22 protein-coding genes are annotated in these 20,220 nt (G+C 63.9%); 9 read left to right on the forward strand and 13 right to left on the reverse strand.

Annotated features, from left to right (window positions below; genetic code table 11):
• The 4 genes from EOA22_RS03975 to petA form a co-directional block, all read right to left on the reverse strand.
• Positions 1-526, reverse strand: a 526-nt coding sequence (locus EOA22_RS03975; protein WP_164755226.1) for a phosphatase PAP2 family protein, incomplete at its 3' end; no start/stop codon positions are given.
• Between the two features lie 127 nt (positions 527-653).
• On the reverse strand, positions 654-1,526 hold the full coding sequence (locus EOA22_RS03980) for a cytochrome c1 (protein ID WP_013529986.1): 873 nt from the start codon (positions 1,524-1,526) through the stop codon (positions 654-656).
• A gap of 28 nt (positions 1,527-1,554) precedes the next feature.
• Positions 1,555-2,856 carry a cytochrome b N-terminal domain-containing protein gene (locus EOA22_RS03985; protein WP_013529985.1) on the reverse strand — a complete coding sequence of 434 codons (1,302 nt, stop codon included), beginning with the start codon at positions 2,854-2,856 and terminating at the stop codon, positions 1,555-1,557.
• Positions 2,857-2,873: 17 nt separating this feature from the next.
• Complete coding sequence (petA, locus tag EOA22_RS03990; protein ID WP_127389849.1) at positions 2,874-3,434, reverse strand: ubiquinol-cytochrome c reductase iron-sulfur subunit; 561 nt, start codon at positions 3,432-3,434, stop codon at positions 2,874-2,876.
• Between the two features lie 315 nt (positions 3,435-3,749).
• Here petA and EOA22_RS03995 point away from each other — a divergent pair, with 315 nt between their 5' ends.
• Positions 3,750-4,094: a cupin domain-containing protein gene (locus EOA22_RS03995; RefSeq protein ID WP_013529983.1), complete on the forward strand. Its 345-nt coding sequence runs from the start codon at positions 3,750-3,752 to the stop codon at positions 4,092-4,094.
• A 3-nt stretch (positions 4,095-4,097) separates the two neighbouring features.
• On the opposite strand, the gene EOA22_RS04000 is transcribed toward EOA22_RS03995, so the two are convergent.
• Genes EOA22_RS04000 through EOA22_RS04020 form a run of 5 tightly spaced genes read right to left on the reverse strand, consistent with a single transcriptional unit; the run spans position 4,098 to position 9,091 of the window.
• Positions 4,098-4,409 carry a DUF6665 family protein gene (locus EOA22_RS04000; RefSeq protein WP_013529982.1) on the reverse strand — a complete coding sequence of 104 codons (312 nt, stop codon included), beginning with the start codon at positions 4,407-4,409 and terminating at the stop codon, positions 4,098-4,100.
• Between the two features lies 1 nt (position 4,410).
• Complete coding sequence (locus EOA22_RS04005) at positions 4,411-4,890, reverse strand: GNAT family N-acetyltransferase (protein ID WP_127389850.1); 480 nt, start codon at positions 4,888-4,890, stop codon at positions 4,411-4,413.
• A 4-nt stretch (positions 4,891-4,894) separates the two neighbouring features.
• Positions 4,895-6,778, reverse strand: coding sequence for an ABC transporter ATP-binding protein (locus EOA22_RS04010; protein ID WP_032808649.1), 1,884 nt, complete (start codon positions 6,776-6,778; stop codon positions 4,895-4,897).
• A 10-nt stretch (positions 6,779-6,788) separates the two neighbouring features.
• On the reverse strand, positions 6,789-8,666 hold the full coding sequence (locus tag EOA22_RS04015) for an ABC transporter ATP-binding protein (protein ID WP_063168844.1): 1,878 nt from the start codon (positions 8,664-8,666) through the stop codon (positions 6,789-6,791).
• A gap of 29 nt (positions 8,667-8,695) precedes the next feature.
• The gene (locus tag EOA22_RS04020; RefSeq protein WP_082826695.1) at positions 8,696-9,091 is read right to left on the reverse strand and encodes a hypothetical protein; all 396 of its coding nucleotides are present in this window, start codon (positions 9,089-9,091) and stop codon (positions 8,696-8,698) included.
• 443 nt (positions 9,092-9,534) lie between these two features.
• Between EOA22_RS04020 and EOA22_RS04025 the strand changes: the two genes are divergently transcribed.
• Positions 9,535-9,993: a tRNA (cytidine(34)-2'-O)-methyltransferase gene (locus EOA22_RS04025; protein ID WP_063168846.1), complete on the forward strand. Its 459-nt coding sequence runs from the start codon at positions 9,535-9,537 to the stop codon at positions 9,991-9,993.
• A 132-nt stretch (positions 9,994-10,125) separates the two neighbouring features.
• On the forward strand, positions 10,126-10,599 hold the full coding sequence (soxR, locus tag EOA22_RS04030; protein ID WP_063168847.1) for a redox-sensitive transcriptional activator SoxR: 474 nt from the start codon (positions 10,126-10,128) through the stop codon (positions 10,597-10,599).
• A gap of 103 nt (positions 10,600-10,702) precedes the next feature.
• Here the strand turns inward: soxR and EOA22_RS04035 are convergent, their stop codons facing one another.
• Positions 10,703-10,960, reverse strand: coding sequence for a hypothetical protein (locus EOA22_RS04035; protein WP_013529975.1), 258 nt, complete (start codon positions 10,958-10,960; stop codon positions 10,703-10,705).
• A 114-nt stretch (positions 10,961-11,074) separates the two neighbouring features.
• Here EOA22_RS04035 and hemF point away from each other — a divergent pair, with 114 nt between their 5' ends.
• The 3 genes from hemF to EOA22_RS04050 all read left to right on the forward strand — a co-directional run bounded on the left by hemF (position 11,075) and on the right by EOA22_RS04050 (position 12,947).
• Complete coding sequence (gene hemF, locus EOA22_RS04040) at positions 11,075-11,989, forward strand: oxygen-dependent coproporphyrinogen oxidase (RefSeq protein ID WP_024504549.1); 915 nt, start codon at positions 11,075-11,077, stop codon at positions 11,987-11,989.
• Between the two features lie 311 nt (positions 11,990-12,300).
• Positions 12,301-12,561, forward strand: coding sequence for a DUF1344 domain-containing protein (locus EOA22_RS04045; RefSeq protein WP_013529973.1), 261 nt, complete (start codon positions 12,301-12,303; stop codon positions 12,559-12,561).
• 200 nt (positions 12,562-12,761) lie between these two features.
• Complete coding sequence (locus EOA22_RS04050) at positions 12,762-12,947, forward strand: DUF1059 domain-containing protein (protein WP_013529972.1); 186 nt, start codon at positions 12,762-12,764, stop codon at positions 12,945-12,947.
• A 1-nt stretch (position 12,948) separates the two neighbouring features.
• Here the strand turns inward: EOA22_RS04050 and EOA22_RS04055 are convergent, their stop codons facing one another.
• The 3 genes from EOA22_RS04055 to EOA22_RS04065 are packed head-to-tail and all read right to left on the reverse strand — an operon-like array spanning position 12,949 to position 15,475.
• On the reverse strand, positions 12,949-14,214 hold the full coding sequence (locus tag EOA22_RS04055; protein WP_063168848.1) for a CCA tRNA nucleotidyltransferase: 1,266 nt from the start codon (positions 14,212-14,214) through the stop codon (positions 12,949-12,951).
• Positions 14,211-14,846, reverse strand: a complete 636-nt coding sequence (locus EOA22_RS04060) for a CoA pyrophosphatase (protein WP_063168849.1) — start codon at positions 14,844-14,846, stop codon at positions 14,211-14,213. Before EOA22_RS04060 ends, EOA22_RS04055 begins: the two co-directional genes overlap by 4 nt.
• On the reverse strand, positions 14,846-15,475 hold the full coding sequence (locus tag EOA22_RS04065; protein ID WP_013529969.1) for a DUF1285 domain-containing protein: 630 nt from the start codon (positions 15,473-15,475) through the stop codon (positions 14,846-14,848). Before EOA22_RS04065 ends, EOA22_RS04060 begins: the two co-directional genes overlap by 1 nt.
• A 154-nt stretch (positions 15,476-15,629) precedes the next feature.
• Here EOA22_RS04065 and EOA22_RS04070 point away from each other — a divergent pair, with 154 nt between their 5' ends.
• The 3 genes from EOA22_RS04070 to EOA22_RS04080 form a co-directional block, all read left to right on the forward strand.
• A complete protein-coding gene (locus EOA22_RS04070; RefSeq protein WP_013529968.1) occupies positions 15,630-16,634 on the forward strand; it encodes a MoxR family ATPase in 1,005 nt (334 codons plus the stop codon).
• Positions 16,634-17,596 carry a DUF58 domain-containing protein gene (locus tag EOA22_RS04075; protein WP_013529967.1) on the forward strand — a complete coding sequence of 321 codons (963 nt, stop codon included), beginning with the start codon at positions 16,634-16,636 and terminating at the stop codon, positions 17,594-17,596. Before EOA22_RS04070 ends, EOA22_RS04075 begins: the two co-directional genes overlap by 1 nt.
• Positions 17,593-20,220, forward strand: a 2,628-nt coding sequence (locus EOA22_RS04080) for a DUF4159 domain-containing protein (RefSeq protein ID WP_127389851.1), incomplete at its 3' end; no start/stop codon positions are given. The genes EOA22_RS04075 and EOA22_RS04080, both read left to right, overlap by 4 nt.

Consider the following 20,220-nt stretch of genomic DNA (forward strand, 5'->3'; position numbering starts at 1 on the left):
CACGCGCCATGATCTCGGCGCGCTTTTCCGGAACCATATCGGACAGGATGATGCCCATCATGGTGCCGACGGTGGCGTGGCCGGACGGCCAGGAACCCGAACTCGACAGCTTGACCGCCGGCTTGACGAGGTCGCTGAGCTGGTGCGGACGCGGGCGCTTCCAGATATCCTTGGCCGGATCGACGACGGCGCCTTCGGTGGCCACGACGCGGTCGAAGAAGGCGCTGAATTTGGGCAGCGTTTCCTTGTTGAATTTCGGCCCCATGACGTTGGCGAAGCGCCAGACATTCTCGTCGGCATCGGCGACGGCGCTGGCTACCATCTCGGGCGTGCGTGTCACCTGCAGCATCAGCACCTCGCCGAGTTCGGCCTTGGTCTGCGCCGAATCGTTTGCCGGCGGCGGCGGCAGGATCATCGTCAGGTCGACATCCTTGTTGGTGACGAAAGGCTGGGCGTCTTCCGCTTGCGCGGCCGAGCCGACGATGAGCAGCAACAGGCCTGCCGCGAGCGATGCGTATCTTTTCATGGGTGCGATCCTTTGATGAGAGCAGCACAGGATCGCCGGATGCGGTGACGGCCATGTGACATGGCCGGCTTCTGGAAATGCAAAAGGGCGCCTCTCGGCGCCCTTCGTGATCACTTGATCGTGTGGCTTAATGCGCCACGCCTTCCCACACCTTGCGCTTGGTGAGATAGACCAGCGCGCCGAACAAAAGCAGGAACACCAGAACGCGAAAACCGGTCTTCTTGCGGTCTTCCATATGCGGCTCGGCCGCCCATGCCAGGAAGGCGGAGACGTCGCGGGAATACTGGTCGATGGTCTGCGGCGCACCGTCATCATAGGTCACCTGACCATCGGAGAGCGGCTTGGGCATCTTCAGCGACACGCCGGACATGAAGTACGGATTGTAGTGGGTGCCTTCCGGGATGACCATGCCGGCCGGCGGTGTCTGGTCGTAGCCGGTCAGCAGCGAGTGGATATAGTCGGGGCCGCCCGCGTCGTACTGGGTAAAGATATCGAAGACGAACTGCGGAAAACCGCGTTCGACACCGCGAGCCTTGGCCAGCAGGGACATGTCTGGCGGAGCAGCACCGCCATTGGAGGCAGCGGCGGCTTCCTCATTGGCGAAGGGCGGCGGGAAGTGGTCGGACGGCTTGCCCGGACGGTCGAACATGTCGCCGGCATCGTTGGGACCGTCGTGGATGGTGTACTCGGCCGACAGCGTCTTGATCTGCGCATCGGAATAGCCGAGGTCCGACAGCGTGCGGAACGCCACCAGGTTCATCGAATGGCAGGCCGAGCAGACTTCCTTGTAGACCTTGAGGCCGCGCTGCAGCTGCGCCTTGTCATAGGTGCCGAATGGGCCAGTGAAACTCCAGTCCATTTCCTTCGGCTCGTCGATCGGGAAATGCGTCGGATTGGCCACATTGTGTGCCTCTTCGGCGGCGATCGCCCGAGTGCCCGCGGCCCCAGCGGCGACGGCCACAAGGCCGATCAGCGCCAGCGAGGTGAGAATCTTTTTCATGCCAAATCCCCTTAGATTCTCTACCCGCTCAGCCTTTGGTTTCCGGAGCCGCCGTAGCGCCCGCCGGATGTCCGCTGCCGCCCTTGTTCTTCTCGAGCACCGCCTCGGTGATCGAGTTCGGCAACCGTCGCGGCGTCTCAATCAGGCCGAGCACCGGCAGCGCGATCAGGAAGAAGGCGAAGTAGAACAATGTCGCCATCTGCGCCATGAACACATAGCTGCCTTCTGCCGGCTGCGAGCCCAGCCAGCCAAGCAGGATGGCATCGGCCACGAACAGCCAGAAGAACAGCTTGTACCAGGGCCGGTAAACCGCCGAGCGCACCTTCGAAGTGTCGAGCCACGGCACCAGGAACAACATGACGATGGCGCCGAACATGCATAGCACGCCGCCGAGCTTGGAGTTGATCGGCCCGACATTGAAGGTGATGGCGCGCAGGATCGCGTAGAACGGCAGGAAGTACCATTCGGGCACGATGTGGGCCGGCGTCTTCAGCGGGTTGGCGACGATGTAGTTGTCGGGATGGCCGAGATAGTTCGGCAGGTAGAAGACGAAATAGGCGAAGAAGAACAGGAACACGATCATGCCGAACGCGTCCTTGATGGTCGCGTAGGGGGTGAAGGCCACGGTGTCGGTCTTCGACTTGACCTCGATGCCCGTCGGGTTCGACTGGCCGACGACATGCAGCGCCCAGATGTGCAGCACGACAACGCCGGCGATCATGAACGGCAACAGATAGTGCAGCGCAAAGAAACGGTTCAGCGTCGGGTTGTCGACGGCAAAGCCGCCGAGCAGCAGCTGCTGGATCCAGTCGCCGACCAGCGGAATGGCGCTGAAGAAGCCGGTGATGACGGTGGCGCCCCAGAAGCTCATCTGGCCCCATGGCAGCACGTAGCCCATGAAGCCGGTCGCCATCATCAGGAGATAGATGATGCAGCCGAGGATCCACAGCAGTTCGCGCGGCGCCTTGTAGGAGCCGTAATAGAGGCCACGGAAGATGTGGATGTAGACGGCGACGAAGAAAAACGAGGCGCCGTTCGAATGCATGTAGCGCAGCAGCCAGCCCGAATTCACGTCGCGCATGATCTTCTCGACCGAGCCGAAGGCCAGATTGGTGTCGGCCGTGTAATGCATGGCCAGCACGATGCCGGTCAGGATCTGCGCCACCAGCATGATCGACAGGATGCCGCCAAAGGTCCATGCATAGTTGAGGTTGCGCGGCACCGGATAGGCAACGAAGCTGTCATAGACCAGCCGCGGCAGCGGCATGCGGGCGTCGAACCAGCGTCCGAGACCGGTTTTGGGCGTATAGGTCGAGTGTCCCTCGCTCATCGAAATATCCCCCTGCCTCAACCGATAAGGATCTTGGTATCGGAAATGAACTTGAATACCGGAACCGCCATGTTCTCCGGCGCCGGGCCTTTGCGGATGCGGCCGGCGGTGTCGTATTGCGAACCGTGGCACGGGCAGAACCAGCCGCCGAAATCGCCTTCCTGGCCAAGCGGAATGCAGCCGAGATGCGTGCAGACCTGAACCATCACCATCCAGGCTTCCTTGCCGGGCGTGGTGCGATTGGCGTCGGTCGCCGGTGCGTCCGCCGGCAGCTTGGCGTTGCGGGCGATCGGCTCCTTGAGATCGGCCAGCTTGACCGCCTCGCCGTCCTTCATTTCCTGTTCGGTGCGGTTGCGGACCACGACCGGCTTGCCGCGCCATTTGACGATCAGCGACATGCCCGGCGTCAGCGAGGCGACGTCGACTTCGACCGAGGCGAGCGCCAGCGTCGAGGCGTCAGGGCGCATCTGGTCGATGAACGGCCACGCGAAAGCACCCGCGCCGACCACTGCGGCCATGCCGGTGGCGACGTAGAGAAAATCACGACGGTTGGGATCCTGGGTGTCGGTTGCGCTCACGGGTGCCTGATCCTTTCGCCTCTTCCGTGCCGGTGGTTGAGCCTTGTTCCCCGCTCAAATTACGCCAACCCGACAGCGCATGGCGAACAGGCTTGCGAATTCCTCCGGCATTTGGACTTCGGTTTATGCGTGAAGCCCGTTTTTGTCCAGACGGGTGAAGGCACAAGGGCAGATTGTCGCGGGGACAAAATCCGCCGCCGGTCAACACGACGCCGGATAGCCGCCAACCATCACTAAACAACCGGGAAACACCCGCAAATCCGACGCCCTTGTTCGGCTCGACACAAGGCCCCAGCCGGGTCTATCCTTGTCATCATGGCACACGTCATAGACCGCGACACCTGGGCCGTTCGCTCGGACCATTGGAAGGGCGAGTTGCAATGTGGCGCCTACGGCTCCAACTCCTGCCTGATCTTCAACTATCTGCCTGATGTCGGCGGCGGCCCGCGCCTGCACACACATCCCTACGCGGAGATCTTCATCATCCGCCAGGGCACCGGCCTGTTCACTGTCGGCGACCAGGAAATCGAGGCATCCGCCGGCCAGATCCTGATCGTGCCACCCAATACGCCGCACAAATTCACCAATCTCGGCCCAGGCCCGCTGGAAACGACCGACATCCACGAGAATGGCAGCTTCATCACCGAATGGCTGGAGTGATCCCTATTTCGCGCCGAGCCTGGCCAGCACCGCTTTCGGGATGTTGTATTCACGAATGACGGCATCGTGCTTGCGCAAGCCGCACAGCTCGCGCTGGATGAAATAGCCATGCACCGCCTCGGCGGCATCCTTGAGCAGAAGGGGGCGCAGTTGCTCGTCGGCATTGTCGCGCAGCCTGGCCAGCGTTTCCTCTACCCGCTGGCCGGCGCGGCCGAGTGCTGCCGCCTTTTCCGCCAATATTTCATGGCCGAGCGCGTCGAAGGCGGCTTCGGCGGCCGAGGCGCCGGCAAGATGAGATGGCGGACGCAAGGACATTTCAGCCTCCTTTCCCGAAAACCATGCGGGGTGTGACGAACTCTTCGCCCGCCACGCGCTGAAAGCCAAGCCGTTCATAGAAACGGAAAGCTTCTTGCGGCGCGCGGGTGTTCAGCATGGCGAAATGGTGACGTGCCCTGTCGACAACGGTTTCGACCAGCATCCGGCCAAGGCCGGCGCGACGGTGGCGCGCGCTGACGAACAGGTGCCGGACCCGGCCGTGGCCCCTGTCCTCGAAATAGGGATCGATGTTCAACCCGCACACGCCGGCGAGTTCCCTTCCATACCATGCTCCGTACAGCGCCTCCCCCCGTTTCAGGAACTTGTTGCGGCCACTTGCCCAGCCATCCGCAAGGCGTACCAGCATCCAGTAGCCTTCCAGCCGGCTCTCTTCCTTCAGCGTGTCGAAGGCCGGCATGGTCGGCCGAAACCGCTTGAGCACGTAGCCGACCTCTGGGATGGCGCCTGTCGATCCACCCATTGAGCTACTCCGCCGGGCGCGTCTCTTCGAGCACGCTGTCCTCGTGATAGAGAAAACCGCCGGACTGCCGCTTCCACAGCCGCGCATAGAGCCCGTCGAGCGCCACCAATTGGTCATGCGTGCCTTGCTCGACAATGCGGCCGCCGTCGAGCACCACCAGACGATCGAGTGCTGCGATCGTCGACAGCCGGTGGGCGATGGCGATGACCGTCTTGTTTTCCATCAGCCGTGTCAGATTCTCCTGGATCGCCGCCTCGATGTCGGAATCGAGTGCCGAGGTCGCCTCATCGAGAATCAGGATCGGCGCATCCTTGAGGAAGACGCGGGCGATCGCCACGCGCTGGCGCTGGCCTCCCGACAGCTTGACGCCGCGCTCGCCGACAAACGCCTCGTAGCCGGCGCGGTCCCTGTTGTCGCGCAAGGTCAGGATGAACTCGTGCGCCTCAGCCTTTTTCGCCGCCGCGATCACCTCCGCATCGGTCGCGTCAGGCATGCCGAGCTTGATGTTGTCGCGCAGCGAACGGTGGAACAGCGCCGTGTCCTGGCTGACGACGCCGATATTGGCGCGCAGCGAATTCTGCGTAACTTTGGCGACATCCTGGCCATCGATGGTGATCGACCCGCTCTCGAGATCGTAGAGGCGCAGGATCAGATTGGCGAGGGTCGTCTTGCCGGCGCCGGACGGTCCGACCAGCCCTACCTTCTCGCCTGGCCTGACGACAAGGTCGATGCCGTTCAGCACGCCGAAACCTTTGCCGTAGTGGAACTCGACGTTCTTCACCGCGATACGGCCACCCGCAACGACGAGTTCCTTGGCGTCGGGCGCATCGGTGAGGCCGAGCGGCTGCGAGATCAGCGCCTTGGAATTCTCCAGCACGCCGAGGTTTCGCAAGATGCTGTTGAGCTGCATCATCAGCCGGCCGAGCAGCATGTTGAGCCGCAGCACCAGCGACAGGGTGAAGGCGACCGCGCCGACGGTGATCGAGCCCTCGACCCAGAGATAGACGGCAAAGCAGCCGATCGCCGTGATCATGATGCCCGACAGCGTGGTCAGCGCCATGCGCACGCCGGTCAGCCGGCGGGTGAACGGGCGCAATGCGTCGAGATAGATGTCGAAACCGTTCCTGATGTAGCGGTCGTCGCCATCGGCCGAGAACAGTTTCAGCGTCTGCACGTTGGAATAGGAATCGACGATGCGGCCGGTGATCATCGAGCCGGCCTCGGCTGTTTCCTCGGCATGCTTGCGGATTGCCGGCAAATAGAGCTTGGCCAGCCAGCCGAAGGCGGAAATCCAGATCACCACCAGAACCGCCAGCCTGAGATCGAGGCCTGCGACCAGCGCCAGCGTCGTCACCGTGTAGACGATCATAAACCAGACGACCTCGATGAAGCTTTCCATCAAGTCGCCGGTCGCCTGGCCCGCCTGCCAGACCTTCGTCGCGATGCGGCCGGCGAAATCGTTCTGGAAAAAGGCGTAGGACTGGCGCGAGACATGCCGGTGCGCCTGCCAGCGCACCAGATTGTAGAAGCCCGGCGTGATCGTCTGTTCGTCGACCAGCGCCGACAGGCCGACGACGACGGTGCGGATGACCAGCACCACCACGGCCATGAAAACCAGTTCAGGGCCGGCGGCGGCCCACAGTGCGTGCCAGCTGCGCTCGGCGGGAAGCTGGTCGAGAATATCGACCAGCCGCCCGACGAAGTAGAACAGGCCGGCCTCGACCAGCGGCGCGATGCCGCCGATGACCAGCATGGCGAAGAAGGCGAACTTCGCCTGGCCGACATAGTGCCAGAGAAAGCCGCCGACACTGATCGGTGGCCGAAGATTCGCCGGCTCCCTGAACGGATAGACCCAGTTCTCGAACCAGCGATAGACGGCTGTCATCATGCGGCGGCCATCATTCTGCGGCTTGCCTCTTTGCAAGTGCGTCGTTGGCGGGACCGTCCTCAAGCAGGAACCCGCCCGACTGGCGCTGCCAGAGCTGCGCGTAGAGCCCGCCCTTGGCGACGAGTTCTTCGTGCGAACCTTCCTCGATGACACGGCCCTTGTCCATCACCACCAGCCTGTCCATCGCCGCGATGGTCGACAGCCGGTGCGCGATGGCGATGACGGTCTTGCCTTGCATGAGCTTGTAGAGATTCTCCTGGATCGCCGCCTCGGCTTCGGAATCAAGCGCCGAGGTCGCTTCGTCAAGGATAAGTATAGGTGCGTCCTTCAACATAACGCGAGCAATGGCGACGCGTTGCCGCTGGCCACCGGACAATTTGACGCCGCGGTCACCGACATAGGCGTCGAAGCCCTTGCGGCCGCTGGCATCCGAAAGCCCCGATATGAAGTCCAGCGCCTCGGCGCGCCGCGCCGCCTCGACAAGCATCTCGTCGGTTGCATCGGGCCGGCCATAAAGGATGTTCTCGCGCACCGAACGATGCAGCAGCGAGGTGTCCTGCGTGACCATGCCGATCTGCGCACGAAGCGAATCCTGCTTCACAGCGGCGATTTCCTGGCCATCGACCAATATCTGCCCGGCTTCGAGGTCGTAGAAGCGCAGCAACAGGTTGACCAGCGTGGACTTGCCGGCGCCGGAACGGCCGACGATGCCGACCTTCTCGCCCGGCTTCACCGCCAGCGACAGGCCCTCGATCACACCCTTCTGCTTGCCGTAGTGGAAGCGAATGTCCTCGAAGCGGATCTCACCCCTGGAAACGCTGATCTCCTTCGCGTCCGGCCGGTCCTCGACAAGGCGCGGCAGCGAGATCGAGGCGATACCGTCCTGCACCGTGCCGATGTTCTCGAACAGGCCCGACATTTCCCACATGATCCATTGCGACATGCCCCACAACCTGAGCACAAGGCCGATGACCACGGCGACCGCGCCGATCGTCACTGCTTGCCCCAGCCACAGCCACAGCGCCATCGCGGTCACCGAGAACAAGAGCAGCGCGTTCAGTATGTAGAGCGAGCCGAAAAGCACTGTCACCAGGCGCATCGACCGGTAGACCGTTTCGAGAAAGCCGGACATACCGTCTTTGGCGAATGACGCTTCGCGGCGTGCATGGCTGAACAGCTTGACCGTCTGGATGTTTGAGTAGCTGTCGACGACCCGGCCCGTCATGATCGAGCGCGCATTGGCCTGTTCCTCGCCGACCTTGCCCAGCCGGGGAATGAAAAACCGCAGCAAAAGGATATAGCCGACCAGCCAGACGCCGAGCGGCGCGGCCAGCCGCCAGTCGGCCGAGCCGACGATGAGCAGCATGCCGAGGAAGTAGACGATAACGTAATTCAGGACGTCGATCACCTTGATGACGCATTCGCGCACGGCGAGAGCCGTCTGCATCAGCTTGGTCGCGATGCGGCCGGCGAACTCGTCCTGGTAGAAACTCATCGACTGCTTGAGCAGATAGCGGTGCACCTGCCAGCGGATGCGCATGGGATAGTTGCCCATCAGCGTTTGCTGGTTGAGGAGCGAATGCAGCCATACGGTGCCCGGCAGTGCGAACAGCACGATGAAGGCCATGCCGGCAAGCTTCCAGGCTTCCGTCTGCAGGAAGGTTTCGCGATTCTGCCCCGACAGCCAGTCGACGATGCGGCCGAGGAAGCCGAACATCCACACTTCCGCGATCGCGATGGCCGTCACCAGCACTGCGTCGAAAAGGATATAGGGCCAGGCGCCGCGCGTATAATGCACGCAGAAGGCAACCAGCGTCTTGGGCGGCTCGACCGGTTCCGCCGCGGGGAACGGATCGAGCCTTTTTTCAAACCAGCTAAACAACAACATAGGTCATGCCTGTGAAATGTGTTTGCCGCTTACGCGGCACGTGAGCGTACGAAGTCCCCGGAACCCATGGCGTCGAGTGCCGACGGTCCGGAATCACCCGGACCGTCGGCAATGCTTCGCGCAATATAGGGGCTCGCGGGCTTTTCGCCGACAGCTGCGCCAGACGATCCTGACGACACGGTGCCGCCAGCCCGGTTTTTCGGGCCAGGCCGGATCAGCCGGATGATCCGGCGCACCAGCGACGGCCGCCCGGGATCGGGAACCGCGCGCGAAAAATCGACATCCGGCAGCATGCCGCGATGCGGCCGGCGGCGAACCTCGGCGTGAACCGCCGACGAATAGGTGTCGCCGATCAGCAGCGCCCAGGTCGGCAGTCGGTGGATATGCAGGCTCCTCGAGCCCGGTATTCTGTAGGGATCGAACATCGGTCCGTCCTCCGTGTGAAAATCGAGATAAAAAGGCGAAGCAATATCGTCCGCCGGCATTCGCCCGGAGACACGCATTGCATCGGTCCGGACATGACGAGTGTCGGTCCGGACAGCTTCAGTTGGGGCGTTCAGCCCTTTTGACTTTTTGAAAAACATCGCAGGATTCCTTCGGAAGCCGAAAAATCGTTTCGGCGGGAATCGGTGCGATCAAGTCTTAGAGAGTCAGGAGAATCGTCGTACCGAAACCGCCGGCAGGCAGGTAAGCCCACGAGAGGGGCGCTGGATGTGCATGGTCATCATGAATTACCCCTCCATCGGTTCGGGTTGACAATGCTGGTTGTATACCCGACTTCGCAGAAAATGGCCACCCGCAGGTCCAGCAATTTCCAAAACCGCCAAGCCGCTGTGGCCGATCCGCCACTTATTAGAAGGACGCGGAAATGAACCGTCGTCTCCGCATCGCGCTCTACCAGCCTGACATTGCCGGCAACACCGGAACAATCCTGCGCTTCGCCGCGTGCCTCGGACTTGGCGTCGACATCATCGAACCGGCCGGATTTCCGCTCTCCGACAAGTCGCTCAAGCGAGCCGGCATGGACTACCTCGAAATGGCTGCCCTGACCCGGCATGTCGACTGGCACGCCTTCGAGGAATGGCGCAAGGCTGGTTCGCACCGGCTGGTGCTGCTGTCGACCAAAGCCACGACGGCCTACACCAGCTTCAGCTTCGCGGACGGTGACGTCCTCCTGTTCGGCCGCGAATCCGCAGGCGTGCCGGATCCTGTCCATCAGGCGGCGAATGCGCGCCTGACCATCCCCATGCAGGGTACGGCGCGCAGCATCAACGTGGCGCTCTCCGTCGCCATGGTGGTGGGCGAAGCCATCCGGCAACTCGGATAACGGCACTCCGTCTCCCGACATCTCGACCCAGGCGCACATCGCCTTCTCCTTCGTTTGCACATCCAGGGTTTCTTCGCTACAAGCTCAACTTAACTTGAGGTCAAGCAGAAAAATCGGGACGGAAAATCAGACATGGCGCCTGTAACGGAATTAACGGTTGGCCAGGTGGCCATGCGCAGCGGGGTGGCGGTGTCGGCGCTGCATTTCTACGAGGCCCGCGGCTTGATCCGCAGCCACCGCACGTCGGGCAACCAGCGCCGCTACGGCCGCGACGTGCTGCGGCGCGTGGCGATCATCAAGGTCGCACAGGAGGTCGGCATCTCGCTGGCCGAAATCGGTGCCGCACTTGAATCACTGCCCGAAAGCCGCACGCCGACGCGCGACGACTGGAACCTTTTGTCGACCGCCTGGCGCGACGGGCTCGATCACAAGATCGCCCAGTTGAAGAAACTGCGCGAAGGGCTGACCGACTGCATCGGCTGCGGCTGCATGTCGATCGACAAATGCCCGCTGCGCAACAAGGGTGACCGGCTGGCACGCGAGGGAACGGGGGCAAGGAGGCTGGTCGCTCTTCCTTCTCCCCGTTCACGGGGAGAAGGTGCCTGAACGCAGTGAAGGCAGATGAGGGGCGGCGCCAGCATTGAGAGGTTCGTGCCGCTCCTCAACCTGCCTGCCGGCACCCTCTCCCCGTAAACGGGGCGACGAAATCCTAGTCGGCCGCAGGCAACCGCCTGATGGTGAACTCGATCAGGTCGCCCGGCCGCTCGAACCAGCTTTCGATCTCGGTCCAGTAGGCCTGCTTGGGAAAGCGCTCGAACCATTCCTTGGCCTTGAGCCGGGCATCGGAGCGTGGCAGCACGAAGGTCTCGCGCAGGAAACCGTCGCGCGGCATACGCACGCGCTCGGCACGGCTTTGGTCGAGCCTTTTCTTTAGGCCATCCAGCGGCGGTCTTGCCGGGGTGCGCACGAAACAACTCCTTGCACCGTAATGACACTTGACCCTGTCCCCTAAGAGATTAGGGATCGCGCCGGCAAAAGACGAGTCATTTGTGGGACTCGCCGCCCCAACCGGAGACGGCATTTGGAACGACCAGAAATACCGGCGGGCCTGCCCGCCGACATCGAACAGAAGAAGATGAAGGCGCGCCTCTGGTTCGAGGCGCTGCGCGAACGCATCTGCGCCACCTTCGAGCAGATCGAGCAGGATCTTGGCGGGCCGCTGGCCTCGTGGTCGCCCGGCCGCTTCGAAAAGACGCCATGGGAACGTGACGAGGGGCGCGGCGGCGGCGGCACCATGTCGATGATGCACGGTCGCGTCTTCGAAAAGGTCGGCGTCCACACATCGACCGTCCATGGCGAGTTCTCACCCGAATTCAGGAAGCAGATGCCCGGTGCCGAGGAAGACCCGCGCTTCTGGGCATCCGGCATTTCGCTGATCGCGCACCCATGGAATCCCAACGTTCCGGCCGTGCACATGAACACGCGCATGGTGGTCACATCCAGCCAATGGTTCGGCGGCGGTGCCGATCTGACACCGGTGCTCGATCGCCGCCGCACCCAGGACGACCCCGACACGGTCGCCTTCCACCGCGCCATGCAATTCGCTTGCGAGAAGAATGTCGCGGTGGCCGATTACCCAAAATTCAAGGCCTGGTGCGACGAGTACTTCTATCTGTCGCACCGCAACGAGCCGCGCGGCACCGGTGGCATCTTCTTCGACTGGCTGCATTCGGGTGAGGACAAGGGCGGCTGGAATGCCGATTTCAACTTCGTCCAGGATGTCGGCCGCGCTTTTCTCGTCGTCTACGGCCACCTTGTGCGCGCCAACTTCAACGAGAACTGGACCGATGGCGACCGTGACGAACAGCTCATCCGCCGCGGCCGCTACGTCGAATTCAATCTGCTTCACGATCGCGGCACCATATTCGGACTGAAGACCGGCGGCAATGTCGCCGCCATCCTCTCCAGCCTGCCGCCCGAGGTCCGCTGGCCGTAACAAAATGGTGAGCCCGGCGTGAGCCGCATTGATGTCCCATTCGCTCGAATTGGGCATGGAATGTGGCACACGGTGCGGCGAAAAATTTCTTTTTCGTCTAATAGGCTCTTGAAAAGACTGGTCTATTTGTGGCGCGGGGTCGGGAAGCGCCGGCGGTTCGCCTGCGCGCAATTTCAGGAAAGTGCGAAACGGCTTTCCGACCGGAATTGCGTCAAGACAAAGCGAGCCGCGACCCGACGCGACCGGACGGCCCAAGACGACGCGGGACATCTTCGTCAAAAAGATACCCGCCTTTCCAGGAGTACTTCGCAATGCGCAAGATCATTGTTTCGGCGGCCGCCGCTGCCCTTCTCGCTTCCGGTTCGGTGGCGTTCGCCGCCGTCAAGCACACCACCGGGACGATCAAGACCTTTGACACGACGGCCATGAGCCTGGTCCTCGACGATGGATCGTCTTTTACGCTTCCCAAGACCTTCAAGGATCCTGGCCTGCAGGTCGGTGAAAAGGTCCGTGTCTCATGGGACATGAGCGGCAAGAAAAAGATTGCCGAGGCTGTCAAGATCGCCAAGTGAAGGCCTGCCCGCCAAAACGGGACGAGACGAGGGCGGAGCGATGCTGCTCCGCCCTTTTGCCGTTGACGGCAACCAATACCACCCCATCTGTGTTATGCTTCTCACCCGTTCGCGGTCCGCGGTTTCAACCCTGGAACCGGACATGGGCCAAAAAAGTGCCGGAGCCTCGACCAGGCTCCACGGAGAAAAGGAGAAATCTCATGAAGGAATTTCACTGCGGGTCGCTCGTGCCCGGCTGTGACTGGCACACACGTGCCGACGAGGAAGCCGAGGTCATGCGCCGTGCCGTCGAGCACATGCGCGAGACACATGGTGAGACGGTCATCCGCGAGACGATGATCGAGGCGATCCGTTCGCGCATCGAAAAGACCCGCGACGCGGCCTGATCTACCCGGCCTGCAAGGCTTCGGCGGCGCGCTTGAGGAGCGCGTCGCGATCAGGGGCAAACCCGGCTTCGACCCATTCCGCTTCGAGATTCCTGAGGATTTCGCCGAGTTTCGGGCCTGGAGTTGCGCCGAGCGCCGTCAGATCGGCACCTTTCAGCGGAAACAACGGCTTTTCCCATTTGGTGGCGAAGCCAAGCAGGCGCGAAAAGCCACCGGCTTCGAGCAGCGCCTCATTGTCCTCGACGGCGCGCATCCTGGCTGCCGCAAGCGACAGCCGCAGACGGTCGACAAACCCCTGCCGGTCGCCGCGATAGAGCCTTTTTGCCAGTTCGCCCTCGGTCGTCTTCGGCTCGACGGCGGTGGCGAGCGCCCATTGGCGCAGGCGATCCGCTTCGGCGGTCGAGAGTTTGAGCCGCTCGGCGAGCGACTTCATGCGAGCGGCATCGGGCGGCACGATCGCTTCCAGTCTGAGCAGCGGGTCGGGTGCCCAGCCCAGATCCTTGCCGGCCTTGGCCAACCCATGGATGGCATCGATACCCCATTTCTCGCTTTCCGGCAGCGCCGCGGTCAAGACACCTGCCTGCCGCATCCAAAGCAGCGCCCGTGACGGATCGGGCGCCGACAAAAGTTTCTTCAGTTCCGACCAGATGCGCTCGGACGAAAGCTGGGCCAGCCCTTCCTTCAGACGGGCGCAGGCTTTCAGCCCCTCGGCGTCGGGCCGTCCGTCGCCGTACCAGGCGAAGAAGCGGAAGAAGCGCAGGATGCGCAGGTAGTCTTCGCGAATGCGCGCTTCCGGGTCGCCGATGAATCGCAGCCGGCGCGCCTCGATGTCGGCAATGCCGCCGACCAGGTCGACCACCTTGCCATCGGCCTCGGCATAGAGCGCGTTGATGGTGAAGTCGCGCCGCTCGGCATCGAGCTTCCAGTCGCGCCCGAACGACACTTTCGCGCGCCGCCCGTCGGTTTCGATATCGGCGCGCAAGGTGGTGATTTCATAGGGCTTTCCGCCGGCAACCACGGTGATCGTCCCATGCTCGATGCCGGTTGGCACCGCCTTGAACCCTTCCGCTTCGGCGCGGCGGAGGGTTTGCTGCGGCAAGCAGGTGGTGGCGATGTCGATGTCGGCGACCGGCTGGTCCATCAGCGTGTTGCGCACCGCGCCGCCGGCGACTCGCGCCTCTTCACCGCCTTCGGCCAATGCGAACAGCAGGCGCTGTAGATGCTTGTCGGTGAGCCAATCGGCCCTGCCCGCGATCGAGACACTCACGCATAGAGCCTTTCATAGAGAGTACGAATGATGCCGGCGGTGACGCCCCAGATGCGCCGGTCGCCGTAAGGCATGTCGTAGAAGAACCATTCGAGATCGTTCCACATACGGCTGTCGCGCTTGTGGTTGGCCGGGTCCATCAGGAAGCGCAGCGGCACTTCGAAAGCGGCATCGACCTCGTCTGCGTTGAGCGTCAGTTGGAAACCGGGCCGCACGATGCCAAGCACCGGGGCGATGCGGTAGCCGCTGCCGGCGACATAGTCGGGCATGCGGCCGATGATCTCGATGCCATCTCGGCCAAGCCCGATCTCCTCGAAGGTCTCGCGCAGCGCCGCCGCCTCAGGGCTCGGATCGGTCGGATCGATAGTGCCGCCGGGAAAGGCCACCTGCCCCGAATGGCTGCGCAGCTTTTCGGCCCGTTTGGTCAGAAGAACCGTCGCATCGCCCTCATGATCGACCACCGGGATCAGCACCGCGGCATTGCGCAGCGCCTTGCCCTGGTTGAGGCGCGGATGGCCGGGGTTGAAGCGATGGTCGCCATAGTCGTCGTCGCCTGCATGTGCATCGGGCTGCACGGCAAAGCGCGCGCGAAAATCCGCGGATGAAAACGGCGCCGGCGTCACCTGGTCCATCACGCGCTCAGCCGCTTCAACTGGTCCGCCGGCATGATCGGGAACACGGCGCCCTTGGAGCGCACCGCGAACATCGTCTCGCCGCCGATTTCGATCTCCTCGCCATGCCCGACCAGTTCATACATCACCGGCCGCGCCACCAGCGCCTCCAGACGGCCACGCACCAGCACATAGGGCTTCAACCCGCCGGTCTCGTTCTCATCGACAAACCGCAGCGGCCGTTCCGGCCCGGCTTCGACGACGTCGCCGACATTGGTGCGGAAGGTGATTGTCTGCGCCTCGCCGCTGCCCGAAACGTCCATTTCGACGGCGATGAACGGCGCATCGGCGACGCGGATGCCGACCTTTTCTACCGGTGTCACCAGATAGGTCCTGCCATCGGCGTCCTTGCGCAGCACCGAGGAGAAAAGCTGCACCAGCGGCATGCGCCCGATCGGCGTGCCCAGATAGAACCAGGTGCCGTCGGCCTTGATCTCCATGTCCAGATCGCCGCAGAAGTCGGGATTCCAGCGTTCGACAGGTGCCGCGCCCTTGCCGGCACGGGCGGCGCGCGAGATCAGCGCCTCGAGACCACGCGCCTCGGTGGCATCAGTCAGGCTTTCTTCACGATGTCCCAAGGGTCCCGTCATGGTCACGAAATAGTCACTGTTGTTCCGCTTGTCAGCCTAAGTCTGTGATTTAAGTTTCGATGTAGGCGCCACGCGAGGCCGAATCGCGGCAACTTATGGTATGGTGCAGCCGTTGTTCCAGCCATGGTATTCCAACCACAAGGATCGATGCGGCATGAGCGTGATGGTCAAGGAAAGCCCGATCAGCGAAAAGGACATGATCGCCGAGGCCGAGAAGGCGCTTGCCGACATCTCCCGGATCCGCGACGGGGTCGGCCGGGTCATCTTCGGACAGGAAAGCGTCGTCGAGCGCACGCTGGTGGCGCTGCTGGCCGGTGGCCATGCGCTTTTGGTCGGCGTGCCGGGTCTCGCCAAAACCAAGCTGGTCGAAACACTTGGCATCGTGCTCGGCCTCGATTCGCGTCGCATCCAGTTCACGCCGGATCTGATGCCGTCCGATATCCTCGGCTCCGAAGTGATGGAGCAGGACGAGACCGGAAAACGCTCCTTCCGCTTCATCTCCGGGCCGATCTTCGCCCAGCTGCTGATGGCCGACGAGATCAACCGCGCGTCGCCGCGCACTCAGTCGGCGCTGCTGCAGGCCATGCAGGAATACCACGTCACCATTGCCGGCGCCCGCCATGACCTGCCGGCGCCCTTCCACGTGCTGGCAACCCAGAACCCGCTGGAGCAGGAGGGCACCTATCCGCTGCCCGAGGCACAGCTTGACCGCTTCCTGATGCAGGTGGACATCCTCTATCCCGAAATCGAGGCGGAGCGCCGCATCCTTCTGGAAACCACCGGCATCGAGGACGCGAAAGCGCAAAACGTGCTGCAGCCGGTGCGGCTGAAGGAGATCCAGACGCTGATCCGCCGCATGCCGGTGCCTGAAAGCGTCGTCGAGGCGATCCTGACGCTGGTGCGCTCGGCGCGTCCCGGCCAAGGCAATGCCGAGACCGATAAGAACGTCGCCTGGGGTCCCGGCCCGCGCGCCAGCCAGGCGCTGATGCTGTGCACAAGGGCGCGCGCGCTTTACGACGGACGGCTGGCGCCCTCGGTCGACGACGTCCGTGCGCTGGCCGAGCCGGTGCTGCAGCATCGCATGGCGCTGACCTTCGCCGCCCGCGCCGAAGGCACCAGCGTGCGTGACGTGGTGGCGAAACTCGTGAAAGGGATTTGATGCCGCGCATCGGCGAGGTCCAGGCTCCGGCAGCGACGCGCGACGCGCTCGCCCGTGGCCGGTTGCGGGCCTCGCTTGTGCCAGACCTGCTGGTCGAGGCGCGCCGTATCGTCAACACCGTGATCGCCGGCTGGCACGGCCGCCGCAAGCGCGGCATCGGCGAGAATTTCTGGCAGTTCCGGCCCTATGTCGAGGGCGATTCCTCGCGCATCGACTGGCGCCGCTCGGCCCGCGACGACCACACCTATGTGCGCGACCGCGAATGGGAAGCCGCCCATACCGTCTGGCTGTGGGCCGACCCCTCGCCGTCGATGCTCTACAAATCGACAGGCGCCAGCGTTTCCAAGCAATCGCGCGCGCTGGTGCTGGCGCTGGCCATGGCCGAGCTGTTGTCGCGCAGCGGCGAACGCATCGCCTGGCCGGGCCTCACCGACCCGTTCACCGCCCGCAACGGCGCCGAACGAATTGCCGCCCAGTTGATGCATGCCGGCGAGCTGCCGGCAAAACCCGACCTGTCCGACATCAGGCGCTTCTGCGACATCGTCATCGTCAGCGACTTCCTCGATCCCGTCGAGGAGACGATGGCCTGGCTCGACGTGCTGGCCCGCCACGGCGTGCGCGCCCACCTGATCGAGGTCGCCGACCCGGCCGAGGAGACCTTCCCCTATGCCGGCCGCACCGAATTCACCGATCCCGAGACCGGCGACAAGCTGACCGCCGGCCGCGCCGAAATGCTGGGTGATGAGTATCGCCTGCTCTACACCGCCCGCCGCCACGAACTGGCCGCCTGGTGCAAGCGGCTTGGCTGGAGCTTTACCGTCAACCACACCGATCGGCTCGCCTCCGACGCGCTGGTGCGGCTGCACATGGCGATGACCACTGATGGCCCCTCGGTCAGGCCGACCGCTGGCGGTCGTGCAGGCATCGCTGGTGGCGATCGGCCAGGAAAGGCTGTCGCATGAGTTGGCTGCCGCTCTCCTTTGGCGCCCCCATGGTGCTGTGGGGCCTGCTGGCACTGCCGGTGATCTGGTGGCTGCTCAGGCTGACGCCGCCCAAGCCGCAGACCGAGATCTTCCCGCCGCTGAAGATCCTGGCGCGCGTACTGAAGCGCGAGGAGACGCCGCAGCAGAGTCCGTGGTGGCTGACGCTGCTCAGGCTCTTGATGGCGGCCCTCATCGTCGCGGCATTGGCCGACCCGGTCTTCAATCCGCGTGAAAAGCTGCCGGCCGAAGGAGCCGCCCTTGCCCTGGTCATCGACAATGACTGGGCAAGTGCCGCCGACTGGGGCAAACGCGTCGCCACCGCCGAGCGGCTGATCAACGACGCCGGCTCCAACGGCGTGCCGGTCGTCATCGCCTTCACCGCCGAAAAAGCCAATGCCGAGATCGGCCCGTTCGATGCCGCCACCGCCCTTGACCGGCTGCGCGCCGCCAAGCCGCGGCCGATCCCGACCGACCGGCCCGCCGTCTATGCCCGCGTCGCCGGCGTGCTGGAGACCTTGCCCGGGGCCAGTGTCGCCGTGCTTGCCGACGGCCTGGCGGCAAAAGGCGATGAAGCCGCCTTCAACACGCTTTTGTCGAAAAATGCCGCCCGTGTCGTCTGGGCAACCGCCGACAGGCTGTCGCTGACGGGCCTGACCGCCGCCGACAACCAGGTCGACGGCTTTGCGCTGACCGCCATCCGCGCGCCGGGCGACCCTGCCCCGGCGCAGGTCACCGCCGGCGCCTTCGACGACAAGGGCCGCCGCATCGCCGATGCGACGCTGACCTTTTCGCCTGGCGAAACCACCGCCACCGGCACCATGGCGGTGCCGTTCGAATTGCGCAACGACTTCGCTTCGATCGCGCTCGACGGCGAGCGGCAGGCCGGTGCGGTGCGCGTCCTCGACGAAAGCTCCAAGCGCCGCCGCGTCGGGCTGCTGTCGCAGGCCGAGGCCGACCAGGCGCAGCCGCTTTTGTCGCCACTCTACTACATCAGGCGGGCGCTGCAGCCCTTCGCCGATCTGGTCGAACCCTCCAGCGCCGACCTCGCCGACGCCATCCCGCAGATCCTCGACCAGAAGCCCGCGATGATTGTCATGGCCGATATCGGCACCATTCCCGGACAGGTCCGGCAGAGACTTGTCGATTGGGTCGACAATGGCGGCACGCTGGTGCGTTTCGCCGGTTCGCGGCTGGCCACGGCGGGCGATGACGACGATTTGCTGCCGGTCCGCCTGCGCACCGGCGAGCGTTCGCTCGGCGGCGCGCTGTCATGGACGTCGCCGCAGCCTGTCACCGAATTCCCCAAGGCCGGCCCGTTCGCCGATCTGGCGCCGCCGGCCGAGGTCACTGTCAGCAGACAGGTGCTGGCCGAGCCGACACCCGATATCGTCGAGCGCACCTGGGCGGCCCTTGCCGACGGCACGCCGCTGGTCACCGGATTGAAGAAAGGCAAGGGCACGCTGGTGCTGTTCCACGTCACCCCTGAAGCAACCTGGTCGAACCTGCCGATCTCCGGCAGCTTCGTCGAGATGCTGCGCCGCATCGTGCAGCTGTCGCGCAACCAGGGCGCGGCCATCGCCAATGCCGAAGCCGCCGCGGCGTCGCTGGCGCCCTATCGCATGATTGCAGCCGACGGCTCGCTGGTGCCGCCGACACCGGATGCACGGCCGCTTGTACCGGGCGCCGGCGCGCTGCCGGTGACTTTTGAAAACCCGCCCGGCCTCTATGGTTCCGAGACGGGTGTGTTTGCCCATAATCTGCTTGAAGCCGACAGCACGCTGGCCCCGCTGGCGCGCCCGCAAATCACTGTTCCCGTCACCTCGATCCAGTATGCCTTTGACGAATCGCGCAATTTGAAGGGCGCGCTGGTCGCGGCCGCCCTGGTGCTGATGCTGCTCGATACGCTGGCGGTATTCTGGATGGGCGGCCTGTTCTCACGCCGACCGCGCCGCGCCGGTGCCATGGCAACCACCGCCGCGGTCCTGATTGCGCTGGGTAGCTTGTTCGGTCATGCCGACCTTGCCCGCGCCGACGACGCCAAGCCGGGTGACGAAATTGCCATCGAGGCGATTTCGAAGACCCGCATCGCCTATGTGCTGACCGGTGTGCCGGGCGACGATTCGATCAGCCGTGCCGGGCTCGAGGGCCTGACCCGCTTCCTGGTCGAAAAGACGGCCCTTGAACCGGGCGCACCAGCCGGTGTCGACATTTCGAAGGACGAGCTGTCGTTCTATCCTTTGATCTACTGGCCGATCGATCCGGCCGCCCCGATGCCGAGCCAGGCCGCCATCGCCCGCATCGACGCCTATATGCAGCAGGGCGGCACGGTGCTGTTCGACACCCGCGACCAGTTCGCCAACGGCATCGGCGCCGATTCGACCAGCCCGGCGACGGAGCGGCTGCGCGACATCCTCGGCAACCTCAACGTGCCGCCGCTGGAGCCGGTGCCGTCCGACCACGTGCTGACCAAATCCTTCTTCATCCTGCCCGAATTCCCCGGCCGCTTCGCCGGCAGCCCACTGTGGGTCGAGGCGTCGCTCGACGCCAGCAATGCCGAGAACCGGCCGGTGCGCACCGGCGACGGCGTCTCGCCTATCATGATC

Origin of the sequence: Mesorhizobium sp. M7A.F.Ca.US.014.04.1.1 (genome assembly GCF_003998745.1) — a bacterium.
Taxonomy (GTDB): domain Bacteria; phylum Pseudomonadota; class Alphaproteobacteria; order Rhizobiales; family Rhizobiaceae; genus Mesorhizobium; species Mesorhizobium ciceri.